We start from the raw sequence: 26135 nt of genomic DNA on the forward strand, positions 1-26135 counted from the left end.
ATTAACGCAAAAGAAAAAACGACATGTTGCCAAAAGCCAATCGAATTCCCTATGCCATGACCGTACATGGCGATACGCGCATTGATAATTATTACTGGCTGCGAGATGACACTCGCTCGCAGCCGGAAGTCCTTGATTACCTGCATCAGGAAAATGAGTATGGCCGGAAGGTCATGTCCTCTCAGCAGGCGTTACAGGACCGCATTCTAAAAGAAATTATCGATCGCATCCCGCCCAGAGAAGTTTCCGCTCCGTATGTGAAAAATGGCTATCGCTACCGTTATATCTATGAACCCGGCTGCGAATATGCCATCTATCAACGACAATCGGCGTTAAGCGAAGAGTGGGATGTGTGGGAAACCTTGCTCGATGCGAACCAGCGGGCCGCGCACAGCGAATTTTATACGCTCGGCGGGCTTGCCATTACGCCGGATAATACCATCATGGCGCTGGCGGAAGATTATTTATCCCGTCGTCAGTATGGGCTGCGTTTTCGTAACCTCGAAAGCGGTAACTGGTATCCGGAACTGCTGGATAACGTTGCGCCTGAATTTGTCTGGGCCAATGATTCCCTGACCCTTTACTATGTGCGTAAGCATAAGAAGACGCTGCTGCCCTATCAGGTTTGGCGGCACACGATTGGCACTCCGTCATCGCAAGATGAACTGGTATATGAAGAGAAAGACGATACCTTTTATGTCAGCCTGCATAAAACCACTTCGCAGCATTATGTGGTGATTCATCTTGCCAGCGCCACCACTAGCGAAGTGCTATTACTTGACGCGGAACTGGCCGATGCCGAGCCGTTTTCATTTTTACCGCGCCGCAAAGACCATGAATATAGTCTCGATCACTATCAACATAAGTTTTACCTGCGTTCTAACCGGAACGGTAAAAACTTTGGGTTGTACCGTACCCGCGTGCGCAATGAAAACGCCTGGGAAGAACTGATCCCTCCGCGCGAGCATATTATGCTGGAAGGGTTTACCCTGTTTACCGACTGGTTAGTGGTCGAAGAGCGTCAACGGGGGCTTACCAGCCTGCGGCAAATTAACCGTAAAACCCGTGAAGTGATAGGCATCGCCTTTGACGATCCGGCTTACGTGACGTGGCTTGCCTATAATCCCGAACCTGAGACCTCCCGGCTGCGTTACGGCTATTCTTCAATGACGACGCCAGATACCTTGTTTGAACTGGATATGGATACCGGAGAACGACGGGTACTTAAACAGACGGAAGTGCCTGGGTTTGATTCTGGCTGTTATCAGAGCGAACACCTGTGGATCACCGCACGCGACGGCGTCGAAGTGCCGGTATCGCTGGTTTATCATCAGAAGTATTTTCGTAAAGGGCAAAATCCGCTTCTGGTTTACGGTTACGGATCTTACGGTTCCAGTATTGACGCCGACTTCAGCAGCAGCCGACTGAGCTTGCTGGATCGTGGCTTTGTTTACGCAATCGTACACGTTCGCGGCGGCGGTGAGCTGGGGCAGCAGTGGTATGAAGATGGCAAATTCCTCAAAAAGCGGAATACTTTTAATGACTATCTTGATGCCTGCGATGCCTTATTAAAACTGGGTTACGGTTCACCGTCGCTGTGTTATGGGATGGGCGGGAGCGCGGGCGGAATGCTAATGGGCGTCGCTATCAACGAACGCCCCGAGCTTTTCCACGGCGTTATTGCCCAGGTGCCCTTTGTTGATGTATTAACCACGATGCTGGATGAGTCGATCCCATTAACGACAGGGGAGTTTGAAGAGTGGGGGAACCCGCAGGATATTGAGTATTATGACTATATGAAAAGCTATAGTCCTTATGACAATGTCAAAGCGCAGGACTATCCGCACCTGCTGGTGACGACAGGATTGCACGATTCTCAGGTGCAATACTGGGAACCGGCGAAGTGGGTGGCAAAATTACGCGAGCTAAAAACGGACCAACGTCTGCTGCTGTTATGTACGGATATGGACTCCGGGCACGGTGGTAAGTCGGGGCGGTTTAAATCCTACGAAGGCGTCGCGCTGGAGTTCGCCTTTTTAATCGGCCTGGCGCAGGGAACCTTACATAGCGCATAGACGCGCGCCCGCAATGGCTTGTGAGCGTCGCGGGTTATTGTGGTGTTCCATTGCTGCGTTGCTCGCCAGCCTGAACATCTTCCAGGTAGTGTTTAAGCGTCAGGCGAAGTTCCGGGCTCATATTATCAAGGTTATTAAAAAGCCAGCGTAAATAGCCCGGATCGCGTTTTGCGACTTCAGATACCGCCTTACCGCGGTATTTACCGAACGGGAAAGTGGTTAACAGCGCAGGACGGCCCGTGATATTGACCATTTCTTCCGCGGTCCAGCCGGTGGTTCGCATAATATCAATCAGCAAGGCGGCGGTGATATAGCAATCATAAAGCGCCCGGTGATGATGCAGCCCCGGCGGCGTTTGTACGCTTAGTTTGCGCGATTTATAGAGCGCCATATTGCTGTATTTTATTCCCGGCCACAGGCGTCGCGACAACTTCATGGTACAGATCCACTCACCCGGCAATTCAGGTAATACGCGTCTGTCGAAACTGGCATTGTGAGCGACATACCACTCACTACCGTAATAAAGCGGTATGACATCTTCAATCCACGGCTTATCGGCGACCATGGCTTCGGTAATACGGTGTATCGCCATCGCCTGCGGCGTAATAGGGCGATCGGGGCGTATCAGGTGACTCATGGGATTGACAATGTTGCCATCAATGACATCTACAGAGGCTATCTCTACGATCCCGCCCTGCAGCCCGCAGGTTTCCGTGTCTATAATCCGCAACATGATTCATTCCTCACCCAAAGATCTTAGCGTAATGGAATGATATCGCCTTGCCAACCCTCGGTTGTGCGCAGACCCGTCAGTAATAGCGAACCGCAATCGGCACGAACAATAAGTTGCCCGCTTTCATCCCACAGCGCGCTACTGCCACAGGCATTGGCCATCAGTACGGCCAGCGCATATTTATGCGAAAAACGTTGTAAGCGTGAGGTAGAAGCATGGAGTTCAGGCTCGTTAAGACATTGACTGGTTGTGAATAACGTAAATGAGGGGTCTATATCACCACCTTCTGGCTGCTCATCCACCACGTTGATAGCGCTTCGCTGCCTGGCAATACAGGCGCCATGACTTTTGTGAAACATGAGCGGCGACGTTAGCCATGGGGCAAAAATAGCGATGCCTTTTACGAAGCGGCAGTTATGCTCAACAGGCATACCCACAATGATAGTCATATGGTGGGTATCGGCCGCATGAGTGAGCGGCTGTAAAAGCGCCTCGTCAGGCGGGGCGGGCAATGATTTATTTTTTTCGTCGCAGCCTAATAGCGACAGTGACGGAAAGACCAGCAGTTCGCACTGTTGACGAGCCGCAAGCTCAATATATTCCAGATGGTGGGCAACATGCTCCACCGGCGAGGCGTTCAGGGGCGCATACTGCGCAGCAGCAATTTTCCAGGAGGACATAATGACTTCCTTTTCATAGTCTCTACAGCCATTCTAAAAAGCATAGATTAAGAATCGCCTTATAATGTAGTCGTCTGCATGTAAGGAAGTGTAACGTTATATAATTTTTATTTAACTTTGGGTTCGTAAGGGAGTCGGGATAGTGATACGGAAGCCAGACGATGGGCAATCAGCCGCTCGCGAAACCAGGCGCGTAGATGCTCTGGCTGCTCACGTTCGACCGCCTCCGCGACAACTGGCATATTGTAGCGCTCTTTAAATGCCACCCCGGCTGCCGCCAGGTCCACATTGACTTTATCCATTTCCGCTTGTTCAAGCTGAGCCAGATTTGTTTTCATACGTGTCTCCTTTTTTGTTGCCGCCAGAAGGTACTAAGAGTCCGCGGTAATGGCAAGATGGAAATGATGATCCTCGACTCATTGATTGTTGAAGGTTATTCTTTGTAACGTAGGTATAACAAAAAGGAATAGTGAATATGGCTTCTTCTGCACCATCGCGACGTTTAGCTTTACTGCTGCTGGCATCGACATTTGCGACGCCAGCGGCCTGGGCACATGCGCACCTGACGCATCAGTATCCAGCGGCGAATGCTGCCGTTACGGCCTCGCCACAGGCGCTGACCCTGAACTTTTCTGAAGGGATTGAGCCAGGGTTCAGCGGCGCAACCATTACTGGCCCTCAGCAAGAGCTCATCAAAACGCGCCCGGCAAAGCGAAATGAACAGGATAAAACGCAGTTGATTATCCCGCTTGAGCAGCCGTTAAAATCTGGCGCTTACACGGTAGACTGGCACGTTGTGTCGGTGGATGGACATAAAACAAAAGGGAAATACACCTTCAGCGTGAAATAAATGATGCTGACATTCGTCTGGATAACTCTCCGATTTATTCATTTTGCTAGTTTGATGCTGGTCTACGGCTGCGCGCTTTACGGTGCCTGGCTGGCACCCGCATCAATTCGTCGTTTAATGACGCGTCGATTTTTACATCTGCAACGACATGCCGCCGCCTGGAGCGTTATCAGCGCGGCTTTTATGCTGGCGATTCAGGGTGGACTGATGGGCGGCGGCTGGCCCGATGTTTTTTCCGTCTCGGTGTGGAGCGCGGTACTGCAAACCCGCTTTGGCGCGGTCTGGATATGGCAAATTATCCTCGCGCTGGTCACGCTGGCGGTGGTAGTCATTGCGCCGGTAAAAATGCAACGACGGCTTCTTATTCTCACCGTTGCTCAGTTTATCCTGCTGGCAGGCGTTGGACATGCGACGATGCGCGACGGTGTAGTGGGAACATTACAGCAGATTAACCATGCTCTGCATTTACTCTGTGCCGCAGCCTGGTTTGGTGGGCTGTTGCCAGTGGTTTATTGTATGCGCATGGCTCAGGGACGCTGGCGTCAACATGCTATTAGCGCCATGATGCGTTTTTCTCGTTATGGTCACTTTTTTGTGGCGGGCGTATTGCTCACAGGCATTGGCAACACGCTATTTATCACGGGATTTACCGCTATCTGGCAGACCACCTATGGACAGTTGCTTTTGTTAAAATGTGCGCTGGTCGTGCTTATGGTAGCAATTGCGCTGACGAATCGGTATGTTCTCGTACCACGTATGCGACAGGAAAATCCCCGGACTGACCTATGGTTTGTCAGGATGACGCAAATTGAATGGGGAGTTGGAGGCATAGTTCTGGCGATCGTCAGCCTGTTTGCAACCCTCGAACCTTTCTGATGGACTGGCATAACGAATGAAAAAAATACTCCTTCCGGCGCTTCTGCTGGCCACTTCGGGCGTAGCGTTGGCGGCGCCGCAGGTGATTACCGTAAGTCGTTTTGAAGTAGGAAAAGACAAGTGGGCGTTTAATCGGGAAGAGGTCATGTTGACCTGTCGGCCTGGCCAGGCGCTCTATGTGATCAACCCCAGTACGCTGGTGCAGTATCCCTTGAATGCCATTGCCGAACAGCAAGTAGCGGAGGGTAAAACGCGCGCTCAGCCTATTGCCGTCATTCAAATCGATAACCCGGCGAAGCCCGGTGAGAAAATGAGTCTGGCGCCGTTTATCGAACGTGCGCAAAAGCTTTGTGATCCATCCAATAGCTGACTGATTTTTAATAAAAAACCGTAAACCTTCACGAAAAGGCTTACGGTTTTTTTATCTCTGATAACAGACAAAACGCCAGGTTTTTTCAATCACCTTCGTCGCAAACTGGAAAACCTGGCGTCGTCATCTATTCTTAAAGGGCAAGGCGATTTAGCCTGCATTAATGCCAACTTTTAGCGCACGGCTCTCTCCCAAGAGCCATTTCCCTGGACCGAATACAGGAATCGTATTCGGTCTCTTTTTATTTAGATTATAAATCAATGGGTTATGTGTTTCCCCTCGAAATTTCCTCGAATTTCTGTATTCCGGTCTTTTTGGTTATATCACATCCAAATCCAGTTTAACATTTCTTTTACAACAAAATCAGAGCATCACGTAAGCTTTATTATCGCGTTCATCGAGATAGAGTTTCGTGGTGTTCTCTGAGGTGTGGCCCAGTAGTTTTTGAGCGAATTCCTCGCCGAGTTCGTCTTTGTATAGCCGCCCGGGCAGGCTACGGATCTCGTGAAATGTCGGTGGGTTATCACTAAATTTAGCGCCTGAAATTTTTCTGGCTTTTACAAATTTCTTTGTCAGCCCATCTGGGTGAATATTCCCGGTCGGGCTATTTTTCCTGATTCCGGCACTGATCATGAAATCGGTTCTGCTTACCAGTCGGCAGCGATCGATAACCGTTCCCGGACGTAACCCTGGCGCCTGAAGTGTCAGGGAGAGGGGAATGGCTATTTTCATTCCGGTTTTAATCTGAGTTACGTATAAGCGGTTGTCAAAAACATCACTAAATTTCATATTTACGATATCCTCCCTACGTTGACCAGTAACCAGCGCGAGATCCATCGCAAGAGGAAACCACACAGGCAGATGTTCTGCCGCCGTCCGCGTGGCGTTATAGGTTTCCAGTTGCAGGCGTTCCCTGGCAACCTTAATTTCAGGTGCTCGGGTTGGCTCAACCGGATTCGTTGTTATTCTTCCTTCCACAATTGCCTCACGAAAATCATTCATCGGTAACCGTAAACCGGATGAGTTGCTAAATGCTGTGGAGCGGTATTTCAGGGAGAAGGCCATCACAGCCAGTGTTAACGACCAGACCACAGGGATTATCACCGGTACCGGAGATGATCCGGAACTGAGTTCGTTGTATCTGGACTGTTCACTGTTACCGCAGACACAAAATATCCAGGAGCATTACCGTATCGTCGCGTAGGTCTGGAGTGCCGGTGAAGGCAGTAATGTTTCAGTAATGGTGACAGGCACTGCCGGACTGGATATTGCCGACGGTAGCGCCACATACCGGATTACCGTCAAACTGTACCGATATTGCCCCTCCTGATATTCCGGCCAGTCATATTGCTGTATTTGACCCTGAAACCGAAACGTGGAGTCTAAACGAAGACCATCACGGCGAAACAGTGTACGACACGCAAACCAGCAACCCGATTTATATTTCAAAACCCGGCCCGTTACCGGAGAACACCACCACACAGGCCCCCACATCACCAATAGATAAATTTGAAAACGGTCAGTGGGTGGCTGACCTTGCGACCGCACTCGGTCAGAAATACGCTGAGATTAATGTGTGGCCTAATGCACAGGAAAACGGTAACTATCCGTTCACACTGAATGATCACCACTGGGACTGCGGTAAAGCGTCGCAGGACCGACTGTCGCCAGTAACGGCGGTGGCAAAACAGGGAACGCTACCACCAGGATTCTTCTGGACGGATGCAGATAACATCGATGTGCCAATGAGCGCAGACGAACTGATTAAACTCGAAGCCGCTATGCAACGAAACATGGTACTGGTGGGTTTTAAAATCCACGAACGCCAGCGGCAGATGAAGGACGAAGTGAACAGTCTCACCAACGCACGGGCTGTACTGGGTTACGTGTTGGCTGGCCGGAAAACCGTTAAGGAATGTATTATGAGCTGCTTCACAACCCCGGCCATTCTTGAAATGCCTGGCCACTACCTTTGGCGTGTACATGAATCTTTTGAATTTTACCTCAGCGACGACAACAGCGACGTAATCAGCGTACCAGCCGGATTTGTAACTGATCTCGCCACCGTGCCATGCATCTTCTGGTCAGTCATGCCGCCAGACGGCAAATACGCTAAAGCGGCAATAATCCACGACTACCTTTACGACAATGCGCTGCGCACGAAAAAAGAAGCCAATTTGATATTCCTGGACGGAATGCCGTGCTTGGCGCGCCGAAGTGGAAACGGATTGAGATGTATCTGGCGGTCAGGTGATTTGGCAGGGGAATGTATGGGAAAGAACGTAAATACTGTGAATGATTTGCCACAGATGACGAGATTAAACGGCTGGAAGCATGGGAACTCTACAGCGTAATGGTAAACAGGGTGGATACATCTGCCTCTCCTGGCCGGATAAACCAGCCAGTCTGTAGTCGTTACTGTGGTACTTTAATTATCCATGTATCACAAATTACTTGTTTACACGGTAATTAATCACCCAGGTTAATAAAAGGTTGTTTCGTTTACCAGCATATTTTACCCTCTGGTAGTTCTGGGATTGATATACCTGCCGGCCAGATTTTACACCACGGAAAGGAAATGCCCGGGAATCCTTTATTATCGCTTTCAGTGGCCATTGCAGATGAAGAAAATGTTATGGCTGATATAGCAAAAACCAGCGCTAACAATACACTGTTAAATTTATTCATAATATTATCCACATAGTTGAGAGTTATGCTGCCTTCTTAACTTTTACCGCAATCCTTTACCAGGATAAAGCAGAGGCGAAAATTTTTCTTGTCTGTCTACTGATTGTTAAGCAAGTATTTACTTTGAAATGGAATAATAAGTGTAGTAATTTTATTCTCTACAGAAAATTTACTTGTATCTGAATGAACTCGTGTAGATACCAGAACCAAATTAACGCCTAAAAAACTGCAAGTTAGTAGTATTACTGTGGTCATGCAGACCATCTGATTACTGTGAAGGTGGCCTCATCTGAAACGCCTGTTAAATCCAGCGTTTTAAGCTTCCTGATATAAGCCATCCATTTAGCCTGGCTGGCTTTATCGTCGTCACATCTTTCACCCCGCGCCAGTTCTGTTCGTCAGTCGGCAATGGTGCTTGTCAAAATTTTGTGGCGGCTACTCTGGATTTATCTGCCACTTTCTGGCAAGTATGATTCTGTTTTCATCAGATAACCAGCTATTTACAGCATCAAGAAGATACTGATTATCCTTCGCCATCATATAGACTTTATTACCGGCAGTGTCGGGGAGGATACTCCTGGTTGATACGCAGAAGACGCCTGGCTCTTTGTTCTGGTAATAAGTACCTTCGAGCAAGTCGGTAAACATGACATCAGCGCTGCGTTCACGAATCCTCTGCAGAGTGGCATCATTATCTTTTTCGCGAATAACATCTGCATACCTGATATGCTTGTCAACATAGTCCAGATTTGTACCACCTGGATTAACAACAATCCGCACGCCCTTACGGTCAATATCTTCAAGAGATTTGAAGTCATTAATCCTGTTACATTGCGTCAGCGCTATTTTCCCATTTTTAAGTACCGGAGAAGAAAGTGCGAACTGTTTTCTTCTGCCGGGAGTTTCTGTAATCCCTCCCATTGCAATATCAAATTTGTCTGCTGCCAGGTCAGTTGACAGTGTAGGCCAACTGCTAGGTACAAACAGGATATTCAGGTGCAGAGCTTTGCCCAGTGAATATGCCATATCAATATCAAAACCGATTAATTTATTTTGTTTGTTGTGAAATGCGAGGGGAGCATAGTCACCAGGCACCCCCACACGTAACTCTTTGCTTTCTTTAATCTCCTGCCAGGGTTTTGCCATCGCGGAATGAATACCTGAAAGTGACAACAAGATAACAAACATAAAATATACTTTTTTCATTACTCTTACCCTAATGTTTGATCAGTAGACACAGATGAGATTGTCTTCTCTCCATTGCACCGGTAACCTTTACTGGGCAGGGAATCCAATAATAGTGGTATATTAAACGGGAGATCCTCTCGCCACGATATACTATCCGCTATGAAGACCTGCTTCGGGTTAAGTGACAGCTTCAATTAAATTTTCACCCTGATTTTTCACATTTCTGATGTGATGGATTACCGCAGTCACGTTGTTTGCAAGAGCGTGCCTTGGTAGGCTGACTGCTGTTTAGTCAGAACTGACTGTAATCGTGTTTATAGGTCGTACAGTTCACTATTGTGATGTAACGTCGTATGTTGATCAGCAGATCGTATGCTGACGATTTCAAAAGTACATAATTAAGTACATTTTTATATGTCAATTTTGTTTAATTCTATTTAATTCAGTTAGTTGAGTTTTTGTTTTCGTAATCGTTATTAAATAATAATCACAGGAACAATGGGCGCAGCCGGGCGCCTCATTAGGGCCGGAGTACCGTGACAGCAGGTAGCGATTATTTATGATGTTGGCGTTTCGACGTTGTACAGAAAATTTCCGGCGAGTAACATGCCTTTGATGCCATTCATGGGAAAATAACACTCCTTTAATCAGCCATAAGAGTTAATTATATAAACTTAAATGGATTGGTTAATTGAATTTCATCAAGATTAACTCTATATAAAAGATTTATTGTCTTTGTTATGGCGTCTATATATTCTGCGCTATTCATTATAGCAGTGTATTTATCGTATGCTTCGAAGCAATGATTTTCATTAATATATTCACTGCTATTGTTTTTATAAATTTCATATGACTCTTCCTTTTTGAAAATGCGCGCATCCAGCCAAGGGTCAAGTATATATTCCGATATTCCTTTTGAATCAGTAAAAGTCAAAAAAACAACCACATGATTCCCTCCTGACGCGCTATTATACATAAGGGATGTACTTATTCTGGCATCAAATACATTATTTTTCGAAAATCCTATTCCGGTTAGTCTTTGTGGTATATATTTTGCAATAATCGCACCTAAAATTAGCGACATATCAGCACAGTTCCCTGTGTTATATTTTATTGAATCAATGGAAGAATATATTAGACTCAGAGATATTGGGTTTTCTGGTCTTTCAGCCATAGCTCTGTCAAAAGAGTTTGCTTTTATAGTTTGCAGAAATTTCTTGTGATGTTCTCTTTGTAAATTAAGAGCGTCGTATTTTTCCTGCGTATCAATTTTAAGCCTGTCAATTTGCATTGCATCATAACTGTCCGATTTCTTTATTATTGTTCTGACAAAAACGGTACATTCTGAAGCAGCATTAATAATACAGGAGGATAAATCAACTGAAGTACTCTGTTGGTTGTTACAGGCGCTCACTCCAGTTGTGTCGAATTTTTCTGTAGCTACATGTCCAACATTTATAATCAATTACATTTCCCTGTATTCAAAATTAAGCGATATTCTTATGTCACGACAACCTAACAGGGACTGACTACAAAGATCTTTAAAGAAACGTTCATTATTGTATCTATTGATGAACTCCCTTCAGATTTAGAGGTTGTGCCCATGGTCGAAAAGCTCCTCTACGCTCATATACTTAACTTATCGGGGACATGGTAGGTTAGGATGTGAAAACACAGGGACAGTTACTGTCACTGCGAAGGCAGCAATAAGGAGGCCTATCCTGTACGAACTGTGGAAAACTATATCTTGTTCACGATCACCTGCATCGTTGACGATGCGCGATCCTGGAGGTTTGACGACTGCCCGGTATGATCGGTGCCGCAGCCACGTCGTATGCAGGAACGGACTGCGGCAAACTGGCGATCGTTCGATAGTGCGAATATTGAATGGTTGCCAGTCGCGGCGGATTCTACTGGTTAAGAATGGCTAATCAATGTGTTTAATCTGAAACCAGGCATCTGTTCAACTTTTCGTGATCGCTTTTGTTGGCATCACTATTAAGCCTTCGTCTACATGGGCATTTGGCATCGGGAGGCCACCAGTGGAAGAGGTCGAGTGATATATTGGGCAGTGAGTTTGATTGGTCGGGGGATTTATACGCAAAATGGTTCGAAATATGTCCGAATTAAAACGTAAAAAGTGATAACTAATTGAATCTATTAGAATCAAAAATAACGTATTCTAATCGTTAAAATCACTTAATTAATATGTAACATTATGAATTTAAAGAGAAATATCAATGGTTGCCGTAAGCGGGAATCGTATTTGGTCTCTTTTTTTCTTATAAAACAGTTGCTTATGATCAATAATCCGAAATTTCCGAAATTTTCCAGAATTTCTGTATTCCGGGCTTTTTCGTTATATCAGATCCAAATCCAGTTTAACATTTCTTTTACAGCAAAATCAGAGCATCACGTAAGCTTTATTATCGCGTTCATCGAGATAGAGTTTCGTGGTGTTCTCGGAAGTATGTCCCAGGAGTTTCTGAGCAAACCCTTCCCCGTAAGCATCTTTATACAGTCGTCCGGATAAGCTGCGGATCTCGTGAAATGTCGGTGGGTTATCACTAAATTTATTCCGGTAAATTTTCGTGCCGCAACAAATTTTTTAGTCAGGCTGTCAGGATGAATACTCCCGTTCGGGCGGTTTTTGCGTATGCCAGCGCTGATAAGGTATTCGCTACGGCTTACCAGGCGGCAACGATCAATCACCGTACTGAGGCGTAAACCCATGGAAGGAGGGGTGAGCGAAAGTGGCAGAGCGATTTTCATCTCGGTCTTGATTGGCTTAACGTACAGTCGCTCATCAATAATGTGACTGAACTGAGACTGTAATTAAAATTGTGTAATTGCCTGTTTTTGATATGTTCACTCCAGTAACGGAGACAGGCAATTATGGACGAAAAGAAACTCAAATTCCTTGCGGCTGAACTGGCTAAAGGCCTTAAAACCGAAGCCGACCTCAATCCGTTTTCCCGTATGCTGACGAAATTAATCGTCGAAACGGCGCTCAATGCGTAGCTGACTGACCACCCCGGGTATGAGAAAAACGCCCCCAAAACAGGCTCAAACACCCGTAATGGCTACTCGTCCAAAACGGTGTTGTGCGATGACGGCGAGATAGAACTCAACACACCGCGTGACCGTGAAAACACCTTCGAACCACAGCTGCTTAAGAAGCACCAGACGCGCATTACGCAGATGGACAGCCAAATTTTATCCCTCTACGCCAAAGGCATGACTACCCGCGAAATCGTCGCCACCTTCAAAGAGATGTACGACGCCAATGTGTCACCTTCGCTGATATCTAAAGTCACCGACGCCGTAAAAGAGCAGGTCACTGAGAGGCAAAACCGGCAACTGGATGCGCTGTACCCCATTGTTTATATGGACTGCGTTGTCGTCAAAGTCCGTCAGAATGGCAGCGTAATCAACAAAGCCGTCTTCCTGGCACTGGGTATCAACACCGAACGCCAGAAAGAGTTACTGGGTATGTGGCTGGCCGAAAATGAATGCGAAAAGTTCTGGCTAAGCGTGCTGACGGAGCTGAAAACCCGGGGCCTTCAGGACATCCTGATTGCCTGTGTGGATGGTCTGAAGGGCTTCCCGGATGCGATAAATAGCGTCTTCCCGCAAACCCATATTCAGCTGTGCAGTATCCATATGATGCGTAACAGCCTGAAATACGTAGCCTGGAAAGACTACAAAGCCGTCACCAGCGGCCGGAAGATGGTCTATCAGGCCCCGACCGAAGATGCGGTACTGATGGCGATAGATGCGTTCGCGAAAGTCCGGGACGATAAATATCCGCAAATCAGCAAAAGCTGGCGTGCGCACCGGGAAAACCTCAATACGCTCTTCAGTTATCCGCCGGATATCCGCAAGGCCATCTACACGACAAACGCAATCGAATCCTTGAACAGCGTGATCCGTGCCGCGATTAAGAAACGCAAGGTGTTCCCGACGGATGACTCAGTACGAAAAGTTATTTATCTGGCGATCAAGGATGCGTCAAAAAATGGAGTATGCCGATCCAGAACTGGCGGCTGGCGATGAGCCGTTTTATTATCGGGTTCGGTGACCGCCTGAGCGATCACCTTTAATAACTGGGCAGTTACACAGAATTACTGACAGGCTCATTCTTTTGTGTTGCGCATCTCTGTTTCTATTGTTTTAGATAGCCATAAGAGCTCCGTTGCTGAGAGTTTTAGTCGTGGGGTTCTTTCTTCTGTACCGGGTGGTCGCATTTCAAAACTGCAGGAACATCTGCTGAATACTGTATACTCCTGTATTTTGCATGTTGTTGAGATCAGTGTGCAATTCCTCGGTACTGGCTTGTTCTGTATAGGTCTGGAGATTTCTGGGTAGTGTCCTTGTGGACCTGAACATATGTTTTTGATTGAAAATGGCATCGTGTTTTATCCTTTACGCTGTGAAATGTTGTTTTGTGCCCTTCCGTTGTGATTGGTGATGTGACGGGATCGTCCATGCACCCTTCCTTTTATTGACGGCGTATCAGTCCATTGATGCCATGCTCGCTTAATTTGTCCAGCATCAGCAAGCCGTCGTTTTCTTTCTGCTGCAATTCAAGCAACTTAAACCGTATTTCGTTAAGTAAAGGTTTAATAACTCCGCGCTTGCGAACCACCTTTCTGATAACGTCTTTTTCGAAGTATAAACGGCAGAAGTGATTTTCATAATTCGCATACACTCTTCACCCAGCGCTGGCAAATCTTCAACGCTGAAAGGCTGGGGAGAAGGGCGTCCAGTTGCTGCACGGAGAGCGAACCATACGCCCTGATTCCACGCGTTATCAAACTTCATATCGTGGTTATCATCCAGACAAGGCGCTTGAGGTTGCTCATATGTTTTGGGGAAAGAGGTTCGGCGGTGGGTACTGGATATCCTGGATCGGGAAGTGGGTTCCACTGGTGCCAAATACAGGTGGTTGGTAAACCGGGTGGATACCTCAAATCCTGACAGGCCAGAGCACCAGCCTGATAAAATCGTATTACTGATTTCTAACCAGTGGCACATTAATTGTACCAGCTCAGACTCCAACTGACAGTCTGCTTTAAGCGAGTAGCGGACGTGACCTGCCCCCAGGAGTAAAAACAAACTTTCTATTGATACATTTAATTAACTTATTTATAACGTTATATTCCAAATACAAACTTGTTCAATTGGGCATGTATGGACATTCAAATCACACATCAAGTTACTGAATTTGATAAAGAAGAACTATTAACCGGATTAAGAAGCTACAATGCTCAGTTCGTCGATTTTAGTAAAAATGGGCAGCTTGGGGTCTACTGCAGAAACGAAAGCGGCGAAATGGTAGGCGGATTAATTGCTGACAGAAAAGGTCCGTGGCTTTGCATCGACTATCTTTGGGTAAGTGAATCTGCAAGGAGCCGCGGTCTGGGGAGTCAACTTATGGAGATGGCCGAAAAAGAAGGTTTGCGGAAAGGCTGTGTTCATGGACTTGTAGATACCTTTAGCTTCCAGGCTCTCCCTTTTTATGAAAAACAGGGTTATATACTTCAAATGTCGCTACCGGACTTTCCTAAAGTAGGTTCGCAAAGGCATTATTTAATTAAGCCTGGTTTATAGCTTTGCTGCATTTGAATACCTTGGCTTTATGAAAGCTGCAATCAGGTAGCTTTAAAATATATCGTATTGTTGGCCTGTACACACCATGATCAGCGTCCGCTTCTGGCACAGGGCGGACAGTCAGATTAGGTTTGGCGCTGTGCCATAGATATGTCAGCTCACATTTGAGCTAATACCCCCTGGCACGGCTAGAGGTACTCAGACAGCCGCTTGTAGGCGGCATGGTACGGATACAAAAACATATTGCGCTGTTATATAAACTGTAAACTGGGCTGTGCGTATAATGCAAATCTTTCACTCAGAGAAACCTGCTGACAGCGTTAGTACTCCATTAATTAATTTTGTACTAAATCTCTGTGGTATGGCACAGGCGTTTAGAAGACAGTTCAATTGCGATCTGCTGGCTGGGATTTCGTCGCGCTACTCAAAAATGCGCAGATTTTTTCACCCGCCGTCAATGGCTCAATGGGCGTTTTTCCGAGGGCGGTCTCAGTCATGACGATGGCAGGACCAATAAGCATGGACCATACTTCGCTCGCGTCTTGCTCAAGCGATGTGAAGGCAAGGAACAGTGTTTTATCTGAAGGAAAGCGGTGCTGAGTATTAAAAAGTTTCAGCCAGGCGCGGGACTGCCGATCGGCCTGTGCTGATTGCGTGCCGAAGCGGAGTACTCTTTTTAGTATGGCGATACCCACAATGCCTGGCCCCAGAATAAAGGGACTCCCGACGTTTATGGTGACGCCGACCCCGAGAAAAACGAGGGCGAATGACAGCACGTTATCTACTCTTCTGGTAAGAGTACTGTATAGTTTTTCCAGAGAGTACCGGTAAAGAATTTGATAACTGATTTCATCCTTGCTCATACATCTCCAGATGGTTTTTCGATTACGCTCCGGTATGCTCCCGGAATCCTGACAGATTCTGCAATTATGCCACACTTCCTGGAGGGTATTAATTAGATAGAATATAAATAGCAGGCAAATATTTTGAGCTTTTAGTCGATATCGCTTTGAATATCATTTCTCCTGATCCAGGAGATGCTGTTGTCGAGCATCGTGTCAAACGTTGCTGCGTCGGTCGGACTGCACAGGATAACTCTTGTAGTCAGACTCTCATCATGGTCTCAAATGGATAACCCGCAGTCGTAACACGCCGAATGTCACGACTGACGCTATTATTACCCTGGCTTGTTAAAGCGGCATGACCACATTTTCTATATATAATAATTGGTTGTCTTTCGACCAGTATTGTCGAGTTTTTTTGTTTAATTCCACAATCCATTTAAAAACGCCTGCCGTTGCCAGATCGGTACAGTATTTTTCATAGGAATGCTCGCCCGAAAAGTGTTTAGCTGAAGTCAATTTTATTAATTGCGTATTTGGTGTTGAATTGACTTTAATCAGCTTTCTATTGCTTTTAATAGAAATGAAGTGGCCTGCATGAGTGATAATTTTCACATTGCCGGTAGCAACAAAATAGATGTAATAAGCGATATTATTATATTCCAGATCGATTAGAAATGCGTTGAAATTTGCATCCTTCCTGACGCGCTCGAAAAAGTGGTTAAGCATAAGCTGTAATTCCATTTGTTAACCTATTGTAAGTTATAATGTTATATGTTGTGTTAGAGTATTGTTGCTTAAAAGCAGCCATACAAAGATGTTACCTAAAAGCAATAATAATCGCCTGGTATCATATAGTTTACGTTATGATTGGAATAGTGTTGCAATTGTTACTGATTATTTCTCGTAGCGCGTTTTTTTGACCACTAATAGATGCGTCAATCCATTTCATTTGTAGTTTTTCTGAACGCCATGAAAAGTCATAATATATAAAAATCAGTTAATTAATTGATGTTTAGATAAGGATTACAGTGACGGAGAGGTTTGGCGTGGCGACTTTATAGGTTTTGAAAAAGCGGCTAACTCGCTGGCAGGATAATTGGTAGCCAGCCTGCGAATGGGGGCAAAATCGTAACAACATCAGCATAAATAATAATATTCATGAATGTTTTATGTGACGCAGCAGTTGAATTGAAGTGATGTTTTACCTGTTCAGGGTTGTCCCGATAAAAATGTTCCTCGATAAAAGTCGATCACCTTGCGCCGAAAAAAAACAGGCTAAGTGACAGAAGAACAAAATCCATCAGGAAAATAAAATTTATAAATATCAATGAGTAAAAATGGTTGTGGAGAAGGTGGCTATTTTTTGAAAGCAAGAAATATAGACAAAGTGTAGCTATGCATAGTTATCTAAAAGGAGAACTACCGTGACTAACATAACACTATCCACCCAGCACTACAGAATCCATAGAAGTGACGTTGAACCAGTAAAAGAAAAAACAACGGAGAAGGACATTTTTGCAAAAAGTATTACTGCCGTTAGAAATAGCTTTATCAGCCTGTCGACGAGTCTGTCAGATCGTTTTAGCCTGCATCAACAAACAGACATACCGACTACCTATTTTCATCGTGGGAGCGCCTCTGAGGGTAGGGCAGTATTAACCAGTAAAACTGTTAAAGATTTTATGCTGCAAAAGCTCAATAGCCTGGATATCAAAGGTAATGCGAGTAAAGATCCGGCCTATGCTCGTCAGACATGCGAAGCCATATTATCAGCCGTGTACAGTAATAATAAAGATCACTGTTGTAAATTACTCATCAGTAAAGGGGTCAGTATTACCCCCTTTCTGAAAGAGATAGGAGAGGCTGCGCAGAATGCGGGGCTACCTGGGGAGATAAAAAACGGCGTATTTACTCCAGGTGGGGCAGGGGCGAATCCTTTTGTCGTCCCCCTCATTGCTGCAGCGAGCATTAAATATCCGCATATGTTTATAAATCATAATCAGCAAGTGTCTTTTAAAGCGTATGCTGAGAAAATCGTTATGAAAGAGGTTACGCCGCTGTTTAATAAGGGGACGATGCCGACGCCACAACAATTTCAGTTAACTATAGAAAATATTGCGAATAAGCATCTTCAGAATGCCTCCTGAAGATAGCAAACACAATACCGCTATTAACCGTATGAATTAATAGCAGATTTTCTGAAACTATATATTCATTTTTATGGCGACGCTTTTAACAAAACGTCGTCATATTTATTTTAATATAAAAATCAAATGGATACGCTTAAAACTTAAAATAATTGTTATTACTCTAAATGCCGGTATAACCAGACAGCTTTTTTTGAAACGCTGCGTGTTGTTAAGTCTATGATACCCGCGCACGGATGATGTCTCGATAAGGATTAATGGTCTGTTAACTGTCAGGAGAGGTTATGCCACCTTTAAAAAAAATTGTGCTGCGCCTGTTTGTGGGGGCGATGGTCGCCACGGTAACGACACCTGCATTGGCGCTGGTTTGCCTTGAGGATCACTCCGCTAAAGAGTGTGCTATATCGTGTGCTGAGGCGATGTGGTTTATGTTTCCGATATGTTTTTAAGGAGGGAGAATATTGAACGCGAACAGGTGATAGTGAGTAGCTCGCTGCGCCAGGGGATAACGCTCCCTGGCGCAGTCAGTTATATTTTATTGCGATGATAACAAAGCATTTACTCGCTACTGATGAAATTCGCTATTTACAACAGAGCACGTTTACTAAGCAAGAAAATCTGCACACGCTATCCTTTTATATCTGTCCTGGATAATGAACGGCAGGAAAAATATGATGCGGCCTGAAGAGATTTATCAGCGAATAGAGGCAAAGAATTGGCGGCATGTCTGGGTGGTCGGCGATATTCACGGCTGTTTTTCAATGTTAATGAAAAGGTTACGTGAGTGTCGATTTGATCCGCAACAAGACTTGTTAGTTTCTGTGGGCGATATCATTGATAGAGGCCCGGACAGCCTGGGTTGCCTGGCTTTACTGCGTGAGTCCTGGATGACGGCGGTTCGCGGCAATCATGAACAAATGGCGCTGGATGCGCGGGCCTCATCGCAGTCGACGCTGTGGTTGATGAATGGTGGCGACTGGTTTACCCGCCTGACGGCTGAACACGCTGCGCAAGCTGAAGCGCTTTTTATCCTTTGTCAGCGGCTGCCCTGGATACTGGAAGTTCGCTGCCGCCATAGCACGCATGTGATCGCTCATGCTGATTACCCCGCGTCAACCTATCAATGGCAAAAAAAGGTCGACTTACATCAGGTTCTCTGGAGCCGCGAACGGCTCATAAATAAGCGCGGCGGGATTAGCGGTGCCGATCATTTTTGGTTTGGCCATACGCCGTTGCGTCGGCGCATGGATTTCGCCAACGTACACTATATTGATACGGGCGCGGTATTTGGCGGGCAATTGACGTTAGCGCGGATACAATAGCGGTATCAGCGACCAGGGTTAAAAATCGCTATATTGCTGCGCAGGTCGCCAGAAGCCGTCGATAAAATCCTCTACCGGAAAACAGCCGCCATGGCGAATCCGTTGATCGTCCATCGAATAAAGACACTGCTGCTCGGTATCGTAGATGTCCACGACAATATCCTCGCATCCTCCATCCAGGTAACATACAAAAAGTACCAGCGCGAACATTACATCCTCAATGTTAACTACTTTACACGATAGTGTAGGAGAGGTTAGCGCAGGGGGGAAATGAGAAAATGAAGAATAAATAACCCGCCTGGCGACGGGTTCTTTTTGAGTCAGGCAAGACGCATGACCCAGGCATCAGATTTAGGATCGTAATGAGTACGGAACAAAACGGAATGTTCCCCGTTGAGAATGGCGGGAACGCTGGTTTCGGCATCCCAGGCATCCAGTTGCATACATAAATCCGGATCGGATTTACAGGGGATAGTTAACGTTCGCTCCCCCGGCGATTCGCCATGTAATTCGGCATCGTCGATTTCAAAAGCGCCAATGCGCACACTGGTTTTCATCATCGTGCTCTCCGTTAATACGCTAATTGTGGTACGACCAGTTTAGTCGTCCATTTTTCAGCGTAGTCAACGTACGCAAAAGCGCCAGTCAAAAAGTGCGGTTTTTTTGTGCGCCTTTTAGCTATTACCAGTAAAGAGTTTGCCATCCCGCACCAGTTCACGCGGGTAACTGTTCTTTATTCTTGAGCCGATACGTTTTGCCAGACCAAGCGGCTGACGCTGGAACGTCACCAGGACATCATCAGCGGCAGGGGGGGTTTGCGGATAAATATCCCGACCGCGATACCACTCCTCCGCCTCTTGCGCAGAGAGTTCGAACGCGTGAGCATGAGTCGGGCAGGCAAGGGCTATCGTCGCCTCATGTTGCCAGCGATAGCCTTTATTATGACTTTCGGCCAGCTTAATGCCGAGCCGGGAAAAACGGACTTTTCCGATCAGTGATTCAATCTCTGCCGGGAACAGCCAGACCTCTTTTTCACGCTGCCAAAGATGGAGATTTTCATCCCATAACAGTCCGACGGCGTTGGCCGCCTGGGTAACGTGTAATGCTTCGCGGCCTTTGAGGGGGGTAAAAGGAAACGCCCCCACTTTATACCCCGGCGCGGGCATGGCTGGAAGGGATGACATTTTACGCAGACGTGCGACGAAGAATCCTTCGCAGTCGTAAATTTGCGGGAAGACGTGCAGGAAGCCTTCCGGGGTGAGGGCGCGGTCAGCGTCAGGAAACAGATCACCCAGCGGCAAAAATTCAACGGCGTCGGCGTAGGTCTCTTGCAGCCAGAGGCAGACCGCTTCGTTTTCCTGGCGATTTAACGTGCAGGTGGAGTAGACCAGCGTGCCGCCGGGTCGTAAAGCATGAAAAGCGCTGTCGAGCAGTTCCCGCTGTGTAGCCGCGATATCCAGATTGCTTTCTGGCGACCAGTTTTTTAGCGCATCAGGATCTTTACGTACTACGCCTTCGCCAGAGCAGGGCGCATCCAGCAGGATAGCGTCAAACATCTCCGGTAACGCAGCGCCAAATACGCGGCCATCGAAATGCGTCAGTGCGGTATTGGCGATTCCACATCGGCTGATATTAGCGTGCAGAACTTTGACTCGGCTGGCCGAAAATTCGTTGGCCAGAATGGCGCCGCGGTTCCCCATGCGGGCAGCGATCTGCGTGGTTTTGGAGCCAGGCGCCGCTGCCATATCCATGACCCGCTGCGGATGATTATCATCGGCGAACAGGGCCGCGACCGGCAGCATCGAACTGGCCTCCTGAATGTAAAACAGGCCGCTTAAATGCTCAGAGGTACTGCCAAGCGGCAATGCCTCTTCATCATCGCGCTCGATCCAGAATCCTTCATGACACCACGGAATTGGCGTGAGCGACCAGCCGTAGGGCGCGATTAGGGCAAGGAAATCAGCCACGGATATTTTAAGCGTATTGATGCGTATACTGCGGCGCAACGGGCGTTGGCAGGCCGAAATAAATTCATCAAAAGAGAGCGTGGAAGGCATTGCTTCACGCATTTGCGTCAGAAAAGCGTCAGGAAAATAGACAGCGTGTTGAGCCACAGGTGTATCGCCGGCAAAAAAACAGGCGCGCAGTGTAGCATAAAACGCTCCGGCGCGAGTACGCCGGAGCCGGGTGTTTAACGTGGCAGAGCGGTGCCCCATTCACGCCACTCTTTCGGTTCGCTCTCTTGTAACAGGAAATGCTTACCGGCTTGCGCTTTTGGCGCCAGAGGCGTACCTGGTGGAGTAGCGAAGGCGATACCGCCACGGATGAACTGATTAAATGTCCCCGTTTTCACCACGCCGCCTGTCAGACCAAAGTCGAGACTATAGCCGGAGGCAAGCCAGAATACGGAGTTATTACGCACCAGATATTGGTAACGCTTACTGATACGCAAGGTGATCATCACGCGATCGGAGAGCGACCCCAGGGACATTCCGGTGACGGTTCCCACTTCGATACCGCGGAACAGGACGGGTGTACCAATATTAAGCGAGCCTGCTTCTGGCGCCTCCACGACGATGCTTAACCCATCCAGATAGCGTGAGTCGGTAATCGTGGCTTCCTGCAGTTCAAAGTCGCGCCGCGCCGCGCCGCGTCCTGGCTCAACGTTAATATAGGGCTGGAGAATCGTATCCAGATGCTCGACGCCCGCCGCGGAAATTTGTGGCGTAATAACGGAAAAACGTGTCCCGGCGCGAGCAAATGTTTGCACGTACTCCGGATAAAGTACGGCTTTTGCCTGCACTTCATTACGTGCGGTGATCAATTCCAGCGTCTGGATCTGGCCGATATCAATACCGAGGTAACGAATGGGCATCCCCTCCGCCAATTTTCCGGCGTCGAACGCGTGCAGCGTAATTTGTCCGCCTACCGCGCGGGCGGAAGTTTCTGAAGCATAAAGAATGCGTTTATCGCCTTTGCGCCGACTGGCGCTGGCGCCGCTCAGGTTATCAAAACTAATGGCCCCTTTCAGCGCGCGGGAGAGTGGCGAGGCCTGTACCGTTAGGCCGCTGCCGTTAAGTTGCACCTTCGCGCCGCCTTCCGCCCAGAACACGCTATTGCTGGTTAACAGGTGGCGATATTCCGGCTTAATATGCAGGTCGATGTCAAAGGTATTGGCGCGTGGGCGAACGGTGATGACTTCGCCTACTTCAAATTTTCGATACAGCACGACGGAACCTGCCTGGACATCCGGCAACGTTTCGGCCGTCAGCGTCAGGGTGGTAGTCGGTAAGTCACTGAGGCTATTTTCCAGCGCTTTTTCCAGGTTAGCATAGAGCGGGTAGGTGGATTTCATCTTCCCGCTCGTACCGGGTAAAATGCGAATTCCGCCGTCAATCCACTCGCTGGCGCTGGCGCCGAGGAACTCTACGCCGTCAAGGCCGACTTTGACATCCACCCGGCTGTTGACCACGAATTTACTGTCGCCCTGTACCAAATCCCGGTGCTGCGGTTCAATCGCGACGGTGAATGACACGCCTTTACTGGATAAGTTGCGCTCAATGACCTGGCCAATTTTTACGCCATGTAAAATTAACGGCTGGCCCGGTTCGATGCCGTAACTTTCCGGGGCCGTCAGCGTCAGGGTTAAGGCATTCGCCTCATGCAGCAGGGCTTTTTCACCCGGCACCACCACAAATTCACTGCGCGGTTCGCCGTCGCCCGGCACCAGCTCGAAGGTTTTTCCGGTTAACAACGAACTGATATTCGCGTCACTTAGCGACAGTTTGGGATTGCGCAACTCAATGCGCGTATTTTCCCGCATCAGCGGAACAACGCTGGGGTCGACGGTCATCTCTCCGGTGACTTTACCGCCAGGGTTGAGCGTCAGTTTCGAAAGCTCACCCACCTCCAGTCCCTGGTACATGAGCGGCGTAGATTCCGCCTTCAGACCGTCTCCACTGGGCAGCTCAAGTTTAACGATTACCCCTCGTTGGCTGTGGGCTAAATCTTTATATAAGCCGAACGTGTCATCCTGGGCGGCGGGTTTGGAATTGTCCGGCGAGTCAAACGCAATCGCGCCATTGACCAGGGCCGCGAGGCTCTCCAGTTTCACCTTCGCGCCGCTCAGGCTTAGATCGGCGTCAATGCCGGAGACATTCCAGAAACGGCTGCCTTTTTTCACCAGATCGGTAAACCGTCGCTCAATCAGAACGTCAATCGTTACGCCTTGTTTGTTAGGGTTAATCGAATAGTCATACACCCGTCCGACAGGGATTTTACGGAAATAGACCAGTGAACCGCTATTAAGCGAACCGAGATCCGGCGCATTGAGATGAATCATCAGATCGCCGTTGCTAAGCCGGTATTTAGGCTGTGTATCCAGGGCGACGAAATGATCTCTGGGCTTGCCTTTACCTGGCATCATACCGATGTAATTCCCGCCGACCAACGCATCCAGGCCGGAAACGCCCGCCAGCGAGGCTTTGGGCGTCACCAGCCAGAATTGCGTCTCTTCGCGCAACGCATCTTCCATATCTGATTTGATACTGACGCGAACTTCAATTTTGCGCAGATCTTTGCTCAGACTGACATCTTCCACGGTGCCGACTTCTACTCCCTGATAACGCACGGGAGTACGGCCCGGTACGATACCGTCCGCCGACATAAAATCGATAGTCACGCTATTGCCGCGATCCTGGTAGCTATCCCATACTAGCCACCCTGCGATCATTAGCGCGATAAGCGGTAGCAGCCAGAAAGGTGAAATACGGCGTTTGGTTTTAATTTGCGCTTCAGTCTTCGAAGCGGGCGTTTCCTGACTCATGTGCATCCCAAAGTAAGCGGCTATCCAGCCATTCCACTGCAAGAATAGTCAAAATTACCGCTGCGCCGAAATAAAACGCAGCCGGTCCCATAGTAAAAGCCAGAATCTGATCGCGATTAATCAGAGACATGGTTAACGAGATAACGAAAAGATCCAGCATCGACCAACGGCCTATCCATGTCACCAGACGCAGCAACAGAATTCGCGTCCGCAGTCCCTGTTCGCATTTAAAATGGATACTCAACAGTAGCGTAAACATCACAATGACTTTGGTAAACGGCACCAAAATACTGGCGATAAAAACGACGGCGGCGACGGCGATATTGCTGCTGGCAAGCGACATGATGCCCGACAGGATAGTATCTTCCTGACGCCCGCCATTAATGTAGATTACCGAGATAGGCAGCAGGTTTGCCGGCAGCAAAAAAACAATAGACGCCAGCAAGGCCGCCCAACACTTCTGTATGCTCTGTTTTCTACGTAACCGTAGCGGAATATGACAACGCGGGCAGCGTCCTTTCGCATCCGGATAGCCGCTAAAGTGGCAGCCAAGACAGACGCGCAATCTTTCGTCCGCGCGTTGAGCAGGGCGCTGCGGATAAAATCGTTCCCATAGTTGCTCCACATTCAAATGAATCATAGTCAGAATGCTAAGAACCACCAACGAGACGAACGCTAAAAGCCCGATGCCCGGCTGCAGAAAGGCATAGTCCTGCACTTTGATAGAGGCAACGCCAATACCGACCAGATAGATGTCCAGCATCACCCACTCTTTCAGTTTTTCCAACATTAGCAGGACTGGACGCAGATTCATGCCGAGAAGGCTGCCAAACCACAGATAAGCAATTGAAAAAACCAGAATAAGCGGCGCGCCCACCACGCAAAAGAGCACCATTGCGGCGGTTAACGGATCGCCCTGTTGCGTCATTTGCCAGATGCCGTGCATCACATTGGCATCAATGCGTACGCCCAAAAGGTAGATATGGAGTAGCGGTTCGCTCCAGGCAAACGGCATCAATAGCAGCATGGTTACCGCCATCGCGGTCAGCCGCGTCAGCGACCAGTCGCGCCCATCGCGAATTTTGGCCTGGCAACGAGGACAATAAGCGCTTTGATGAGCGCTCATCTCCGGCAAGCTGAACAGCATGTCGCATTCAGGGCAGCGCTGGTAGTGGCTGCGCGGCAGCGCTTCGCTAATTGACCTGATCGTTAGCTTTTTTGTTGGCGTGACGTGTGAGGTGTTCAGAGCCATGTATCGTGAATCAAAGTGTTAGAATAATGTAATCTTAACTCATGACAGGAATAATCTTGAGCAAGAACGCATTTAATGCTTATTTTAATAGCCTGTGTTTAGGAGTAAGACCACGAAGTGATTATATAATGAGCAAAACAGAACTATACGCGGCGTTAAACCGCGATTTTCAGTCGTTAATGGCAGGTGAAACCAGCTTTCTGGCTACGCTGGCGAATACCAGCGCGCTACTGTTCGAACGCCTTACCGAGGTGAACTGGGCAGGATTTTATCTCCTCGAAGGCGATACGCTGGTATTGGGGCCGTTTCAGGGGCGAATCGCCTGCGTGCGGATTCCGGTTGGTCGCGGCGTGTGCGGCGCAGCGGTAGCGCAGAATAAGGTTCAACGTATTGATGATGTTCATGCGTTTGACGGCCATATTGCCTGTGATGCCACCAGCAACGCCGAAATTGTGCTGCCTGTCACGGTTGGCGAACGGATTATCGGCGTGCTGGATATAGATAGCACGGCGTTTGGCCGTTTTACCGAAGAAGATGAACACGGCCTGCGTACGCTGGTCGCACAGCTTGAAACCGTGCTTGCAACGACGGATTACAAAAAATTCTTTGCGAGCGTCGCAGGATAATCAACGGATAACGTAGCAATTACTGATGGCGTCATTATAATGACG

Annotated in this window: 24 protein-coding genes and 10 pseudogenes; 16 read left to right on the forward strand and 18 right to left on the reverse strand. The window is 47.8% G+C overall.

All coding sequences use genetic code 11. The annotated features are described in order from the left end of the window. Nucleotides 1-23 precede the first annotated feature (23 nt). Complete coding sequence (gene ptrB, locus HU143_RS09960) at nucleotides 24-2075, forward strand: oligopeptidase B (protein WP_000936990.1); 2052 nt, start codon at nucleotides 24-26, stop codon at nucleotides 2073-2075. Between the two features lie 34 nt (nucleotides 2076-2109). On the opposite strand, the gene exoX is transcribed toward ptrB, so the two are convergent. The 3 genes from exoX to HU143_RS09975 all read right to left on the reverse strand — a co-directional run bounded on the left by exoX (nucleotide 2110) and on the right by HU143_RS09975 (nucleotide 3826). After that, entirely contained in the window at nucleotides 2110-2808 is a 699-nt protein-coding gene (exoX, locus tag HU143_RS09965) for an exodeoxyribonuclease X (RefSeq protein ID WP_000944282.1), read from the reverse strand. Between the two features lie 23 nt (nucleotides 2809-2831). Further along, nucleotides 2832-3488, reverse strand: coding sequence for a carbon-nitrogen hydrolase family protein (locus tag HU143_RS09970; protein WP_023227121.1), 657 nt, complete (start codon nucleotides 3486-3488; stop codon nucleotides 2832-2834). A gap of 107 nt (nucleotides 3489-3595) precedes the next feature. Further along, nucleotides 3596-3826 carry a DNA polymerase III subunit theta gene (locus HU143_RS09975; RefSeq protein WP_000856224.1) on the reverse strand — a complete coding sequence of 77 codons (231 nt, stop codon included), beginning with the start codon at nucleotides 3824-3826 and terminating at the stop codon, nucleotides 3596-3598. Between the two features lie 137 nt (nucleotides 3827-3963). On the opposite strand from HU143_RS09975, the gene yobA reads away from it, so the two are divergent. Genes yobA through HU143_RS09990 form a run of 3 tightly spaced genes read left to right on the forward strand, consistent with a single transcriptional unit; the run spans nucleotide 3964 to nucleotide 5584 of the window. Continuing rightward, nucleotides 3964-4338 carry a CopC domain-containing protein YobA gene (gene yobA / locus HU143_RS09980; protein WP_000168393.1) on the forward strand — a complete coding sequence of 125 codons (375 nt, stop codon included), beginning with the start codon at nucleotides 3964-3966 and terminating at the stop codon, nucleotides 4336-4338. Next, nucleotides 4339-5214 carry a copper homeostasis membrane protein CopD gene (copD, locus tag HU143_RS09985; protein WP_001579467.1) on the forward strand — a complete coding sequence of 292 codons (876 nt, stop codon included), beginning with the start codon at nucleotides 4339-4341 and terminating at the stop codon, nucleotides 5212-5214. Between the two features lie 16 nt (nucleotides 5215-5230). Beyond that, on the forward strand, nucleotides 5231-5584 hold the full coding sequence (locus HU143_RS09990) for a YebY family protein (protein WP_000722368.1): 354 nt from the start codon (nucleotides 5231-5233) through the stop codon (nucleotides 5582-5584). A 363-nt stretch (nucleotides 5585-5947) separates the two neighbouring features. On the opposite strand, the pseudogene HU143_RS09995 reads toward HU143_RS09990, so the two are convergent. Then, nucleotides 5948-6580: pseudogene (locus tag HU143_RS09995) on the reverse strand (tyrosine-type recombinase/integrase); the annotation flags it as partial. Here HU143_RS09995 and HU143_RS24755 point away from each other — a divergent pair. The 5 pseudogenes from HU143_RS24755 to HU143_RS10005 form a co-directional block, all read left to right on the forward strand. Next, nucleotides 6579-6866: pseudogene (locus HU143_RS24755) on the forward strand (hypothetical protein); the annotation flags it as partial. The pseudogenes HU143_RS09995 and HU143_RS24755 overlap by 2 nt on opposite strands. After that, nucleotides 6862-7066, forward strand: a pseudogene (locus tag HU143_RS24505) (phage tail protein); the annotation flags it as partial. The pseudogenes HU143_RS24755 and HU143_RS24505, both read left to right, overlap by 5 nt. Nucleotides 7067-7158: 92 nt before the next feature. Then, nucleotides 7159-7401: pseudogene (locus HU143_RS24510) on the forward strand (DUF4376 domain-containing protein); the annotation flags it as partial. A 105-nt stretch (nucleotides 7402-7506) separates the two neighbouring features. Further along, nucleotides 7507-7838, forward strand: a pseudogene (locus HU143_RS24515) (DUF1353 domain-containing protein). 48 nt (nucleotides 7839-7886) lie between these two features. Beyond that, a pseudogene (locus HU143_RS10005) lies at nucleotides 7887-7996 on the forward strand (tail fiber assembly protein); the annotation flags it as partial. 90 nt (nucleotides 7997-8086) lie between these two features. Here HU143_RS10005 and HU143_RS10010 read toward each other — a convergent pair. From HU143_RS10010 to HU143_RS10015, 3 genes and pseudogenes are all read right to left on the reverse strand, one after another. After that, nucleotides 8087-8272 carry a PagK family vesicle-borne virulence factor gene (locus HU143_RS10010; protein WP_071787785.1) on the reverse strand — a complete coding sequence of 62 codons (186 nt, stop codon included), beginning with the start codon at nucleotides 8270-8272 and terminating at the stop codon, nucleotides 8087-8089. 251 nt (nucleotides 8273-8523) lie between these two features. Beyond that, nucleotides 8524-8691: pseudogene (locus HU143_RS24520) on the reverse strand (phage tail protein); the annotation flags it as partial. 16 nt (nucleotides 8692-8707) lie between these two features. Continuing rightward, entirely contained in the window at nucleotides 8708-9478 is a 771-nt protein-coding gene (locus HU143_RS10015) for a transporter substrate-binding domain-containing protein (RefSeq protein WP_000758583.1), read from the reverse strand. 475 nt (nucleotides 9479-9953) lie between these two features. Between HU143_RS10015 and HU143_RS10020 the strand changes: the two are divergent. Next, a pseudogene (locus HU143_RS10020) lies at nucleotides 9954-10096 on the forward strand (helix-turn-helix domain-containing protein); the annotation flags it as partial. Between the two features lie 28 nt (nucleotides 10097-10124). Here HU143_RS10020 and HU143_RS10025 read toward each other — a convergent pair. Both HU143_RS10025 and HU143_RS10030 read right to left on the reverse strand, forming a co-directional pair. Further along, entirely contained in the window at nucleotides 10125-10925 is an 801-nt protein-coding gene (locus tag HU143_RS10025; RefSeq protein WP_001536069.1) for a hypothetical protein, read from the reverse strand. Between the two features lie 939 nt (nucleotides 10926-11864). Next, nucleotides 11865-12286, reverse strand: a pseudogene (locus HU143_RS10030) (tyrosine-type recombinase/integrase); the annotation flags it as partial. Nucleotides 12287-12355: 69 nt separating this feature from the next. On the opposite strand from HU143_RS10030, the pseudogene HU143_RS10035 reads away from it, so the two are divergent. After that, a pseudogene (locus HU143_RS10035) lies at nucleotides 12356-13563 on the forward strand (IS256 family transposase). A gap of 145 nt (nucleotides 13564-13708) precedes the next feature. On the opposite strand, the gene HU143_RS10040 reads toward HU143_RS10035, so the two are convergent. Both HU143_RS10040 and HU143_RS10045 read right to left on the reverse strand, forming a co-directional pair. Further along, nucleotides 13709-13849, reverse strand: coding sequence for a hypothetical protein (locus tag HU143_RS10040; protein WP_001576018.1), 141 nt, complete (start codon nucleotides 13847-13849; stop codon nucleotides 13709-13711). A gap of 165 nt (nucleotides 13850-14014) precedes the next feature. Beyond that, nucleotides 14015-14284, reverse strand: coding sequence for a hypothetical protein (locus tag HU143_RS10045; protein ID WP_077909973.1), 270 nt, complete (start codon nucleotides 14282-14284; stop codon nucleotides 14015-14017). 369 nt (nucleotides 14285-14653) lie between these two features. On the opposite strand from HU143_RS10045, the gene HU143_RS10050 reads away from it, so the two are divergent. Further along, nucleotides 14654-15073 carry a GNAT family N-acetyltransferase gene (locus HU143_RS10050; protein WP_023226867.1) on the forward strand — a complete coding sequence of 140 codons (420 nt, stop codon included), beginning with the start codon at nucleotides 14654-14656 and terminating at the stop codon, nucleotides 15071-15073. A gap of 386 nt (nucleotides 15074-15459) precedes the next feature. Here the strand turns inward: HU143_RS10050 and HU143_RS10055 are convergent, their stop codons facing one another. Then, nucleotides 15460-15936 (reverse strand): hypothetical protein, encoded by a 477-nt coding sequence (locus tag HU143_RS10055; protein WP_023226866.1) that lies wholly within the window; start codon nucleotides 15934-15936, stop codon nucleotides 15460-15462. Between the two features lie 327 nt (nucleotides 15937-16263). Next, nucleotides 16264-16659 (reverse strand): DUF1398 domain-containing protein, encoded by a 396-nt coding sequence (locus HU143_RS10060; protein ID WP_000422884.1) that lies wholly within the window; start codon nucleotides 16657-16659, stop codon nucleotides 16264-16266. Between the two features lie 683 nt (nucleotides 16660-17342). On the opposite strand from HU143_RS10060, the gene sopE2 reads away from it, so the two are divergent. From sopE2 to pphA, 3 genes are all read left to right on the forward strand, one after another. After that, nucleotides 17343-18065 carry an SPI-1 type III secretion system guanine nucleotide exchange factor SopE2 gene (gene sopE2, locus HU143_RS10065; protein ID WP_023226865.1) on the forward strand — a complete coding sequence of 241 codons (723 nt, stop codon included), beginning with the start codon at nucleotides 17343-17345 and terminating at the stop codon, nucleotides 18063-18065. A 284-nt stretch (nucleotides 18066-18349) separates the two neighbouring features. Continuing rightward, on the forward strand, nucleotides 18350-18514 hold the full coding sequence (locus HU143_RS10070) for a membrane protein (protein WP_001134856.1): 165 nt from the start codon (nucleotides 18350-18352) through the stop codon (nucleotides 18512-18514). 222 nt (nucleotides 18515-18736) lie between these two features. Next, complete coding sequence (gene pphA, locus HU143_RS10075; RefSeq protein ID WP_023226864.1) at nucleotides 18737-19387, forward strand: protein-serine/threonine phosphatase; 651 nt, start codon at nucleotides 18737-18739, stop codon at nucleotides 19385-19387. An 18-nt stretch (nucleotides 19388-19405) separates the two neighbouring features. On the opposite strand, the gene HU143_RS10080 is transcribed toward pphA, so the two are convergent. The 5 genes from HU143_RS10080 to yebS form a co-directional block, all read right to left on the reverse strand. Beyond that, nucleotides 19406-19597, reverse strand: a complete 192-nt coding sequence (locus tag HU143_RS10080) for a YebW family protein (RefSeq protein WP_000457838.1) — start codon at nucleotides 19595-19597, stop codon at nucleotides 19406-19408. 110 nt (nucleotides 19598-19707) lie between these two features. Continuing rightward, a complete protein-coding gene (locus HU143_RS10085) occupies nucleotides 19708-19944 on the reverse strand; it encodes a YebV family protein (protein WP_024131108.1) in 237 nt (78 codons plus the stop codon). Between the two features lie 117 nt (nucleotides 19945-20061). Beyond that, nucleotides 20062-21501 (reverse strand): 16S rRNA (cytosine(1407)-C(5))-methyltransferase RsmF, encoded by a 1440-nt coding sequence (rsmF, locus tag HU143_RS10090; RefSeq protein WP_051129280.1) that lies wholly within the window; start codon nucleotides 21499-21501, stop codon nucleotides 20062-20064. Nucleotides 21502-21578: 77 nt separating this feature from the next. Beyond that, a complete protein-coding gene (locus tag HU143_RS10095) occupies nucleotides 21579-24212 on the reverse strand; it encodes a PqiB family protein (RefSeq protein WP_001529852.1) in 2634 nt (877 codons plus the stop codon). Further along, the gene (yebS, locus tag HU143_RS10100) at nucleotides 24181-25464 is read right to left on the reverse strand and encodes a membrane integrity lipid transport subunit YebS (RefSeq protein ID WP_001207293.1); all 1284 of its coding nucleotides are present in this window, start codon (nucleotides 25462-25464) and stop codon (nucleotides 24181-24183) included. The genes HU143_RS10095 and yebS overlap by 32 nt, the downstream gene beginning before the upstream one ends. A 128-nt stretch (nucleotides 25465-25592) precedes the next feature. Here yebS and HU143_RS10105 point away from each other — a divergent pair, with 128 nt between their 5' ends. Continuing rightward, complete coding sequence (locus tag HU143_RS10105; RefSeq protein ID WP_023226862.1) at nucleotides 25593-26090, forward strand: GAF domain-containing protein; 498 nt, start codon at nucleotides 25593-25595, stop codon at nucleotides 26088-26090. The last annotated feature ends 45 nt before the right edge of the window (nucleotides 26091-26135 follow it).

Origin of the sequence: Salmonella sp. SJTUF14076 (assembly GCF_015534835.1) — a bacterium.
Taxonomy (GTDB): Bacteria; Pseudomonadota; Gammaproteobacteria; order Enterobacterales; family Enterobacteriaceae; genus Salmonella; species Salmonella enterica.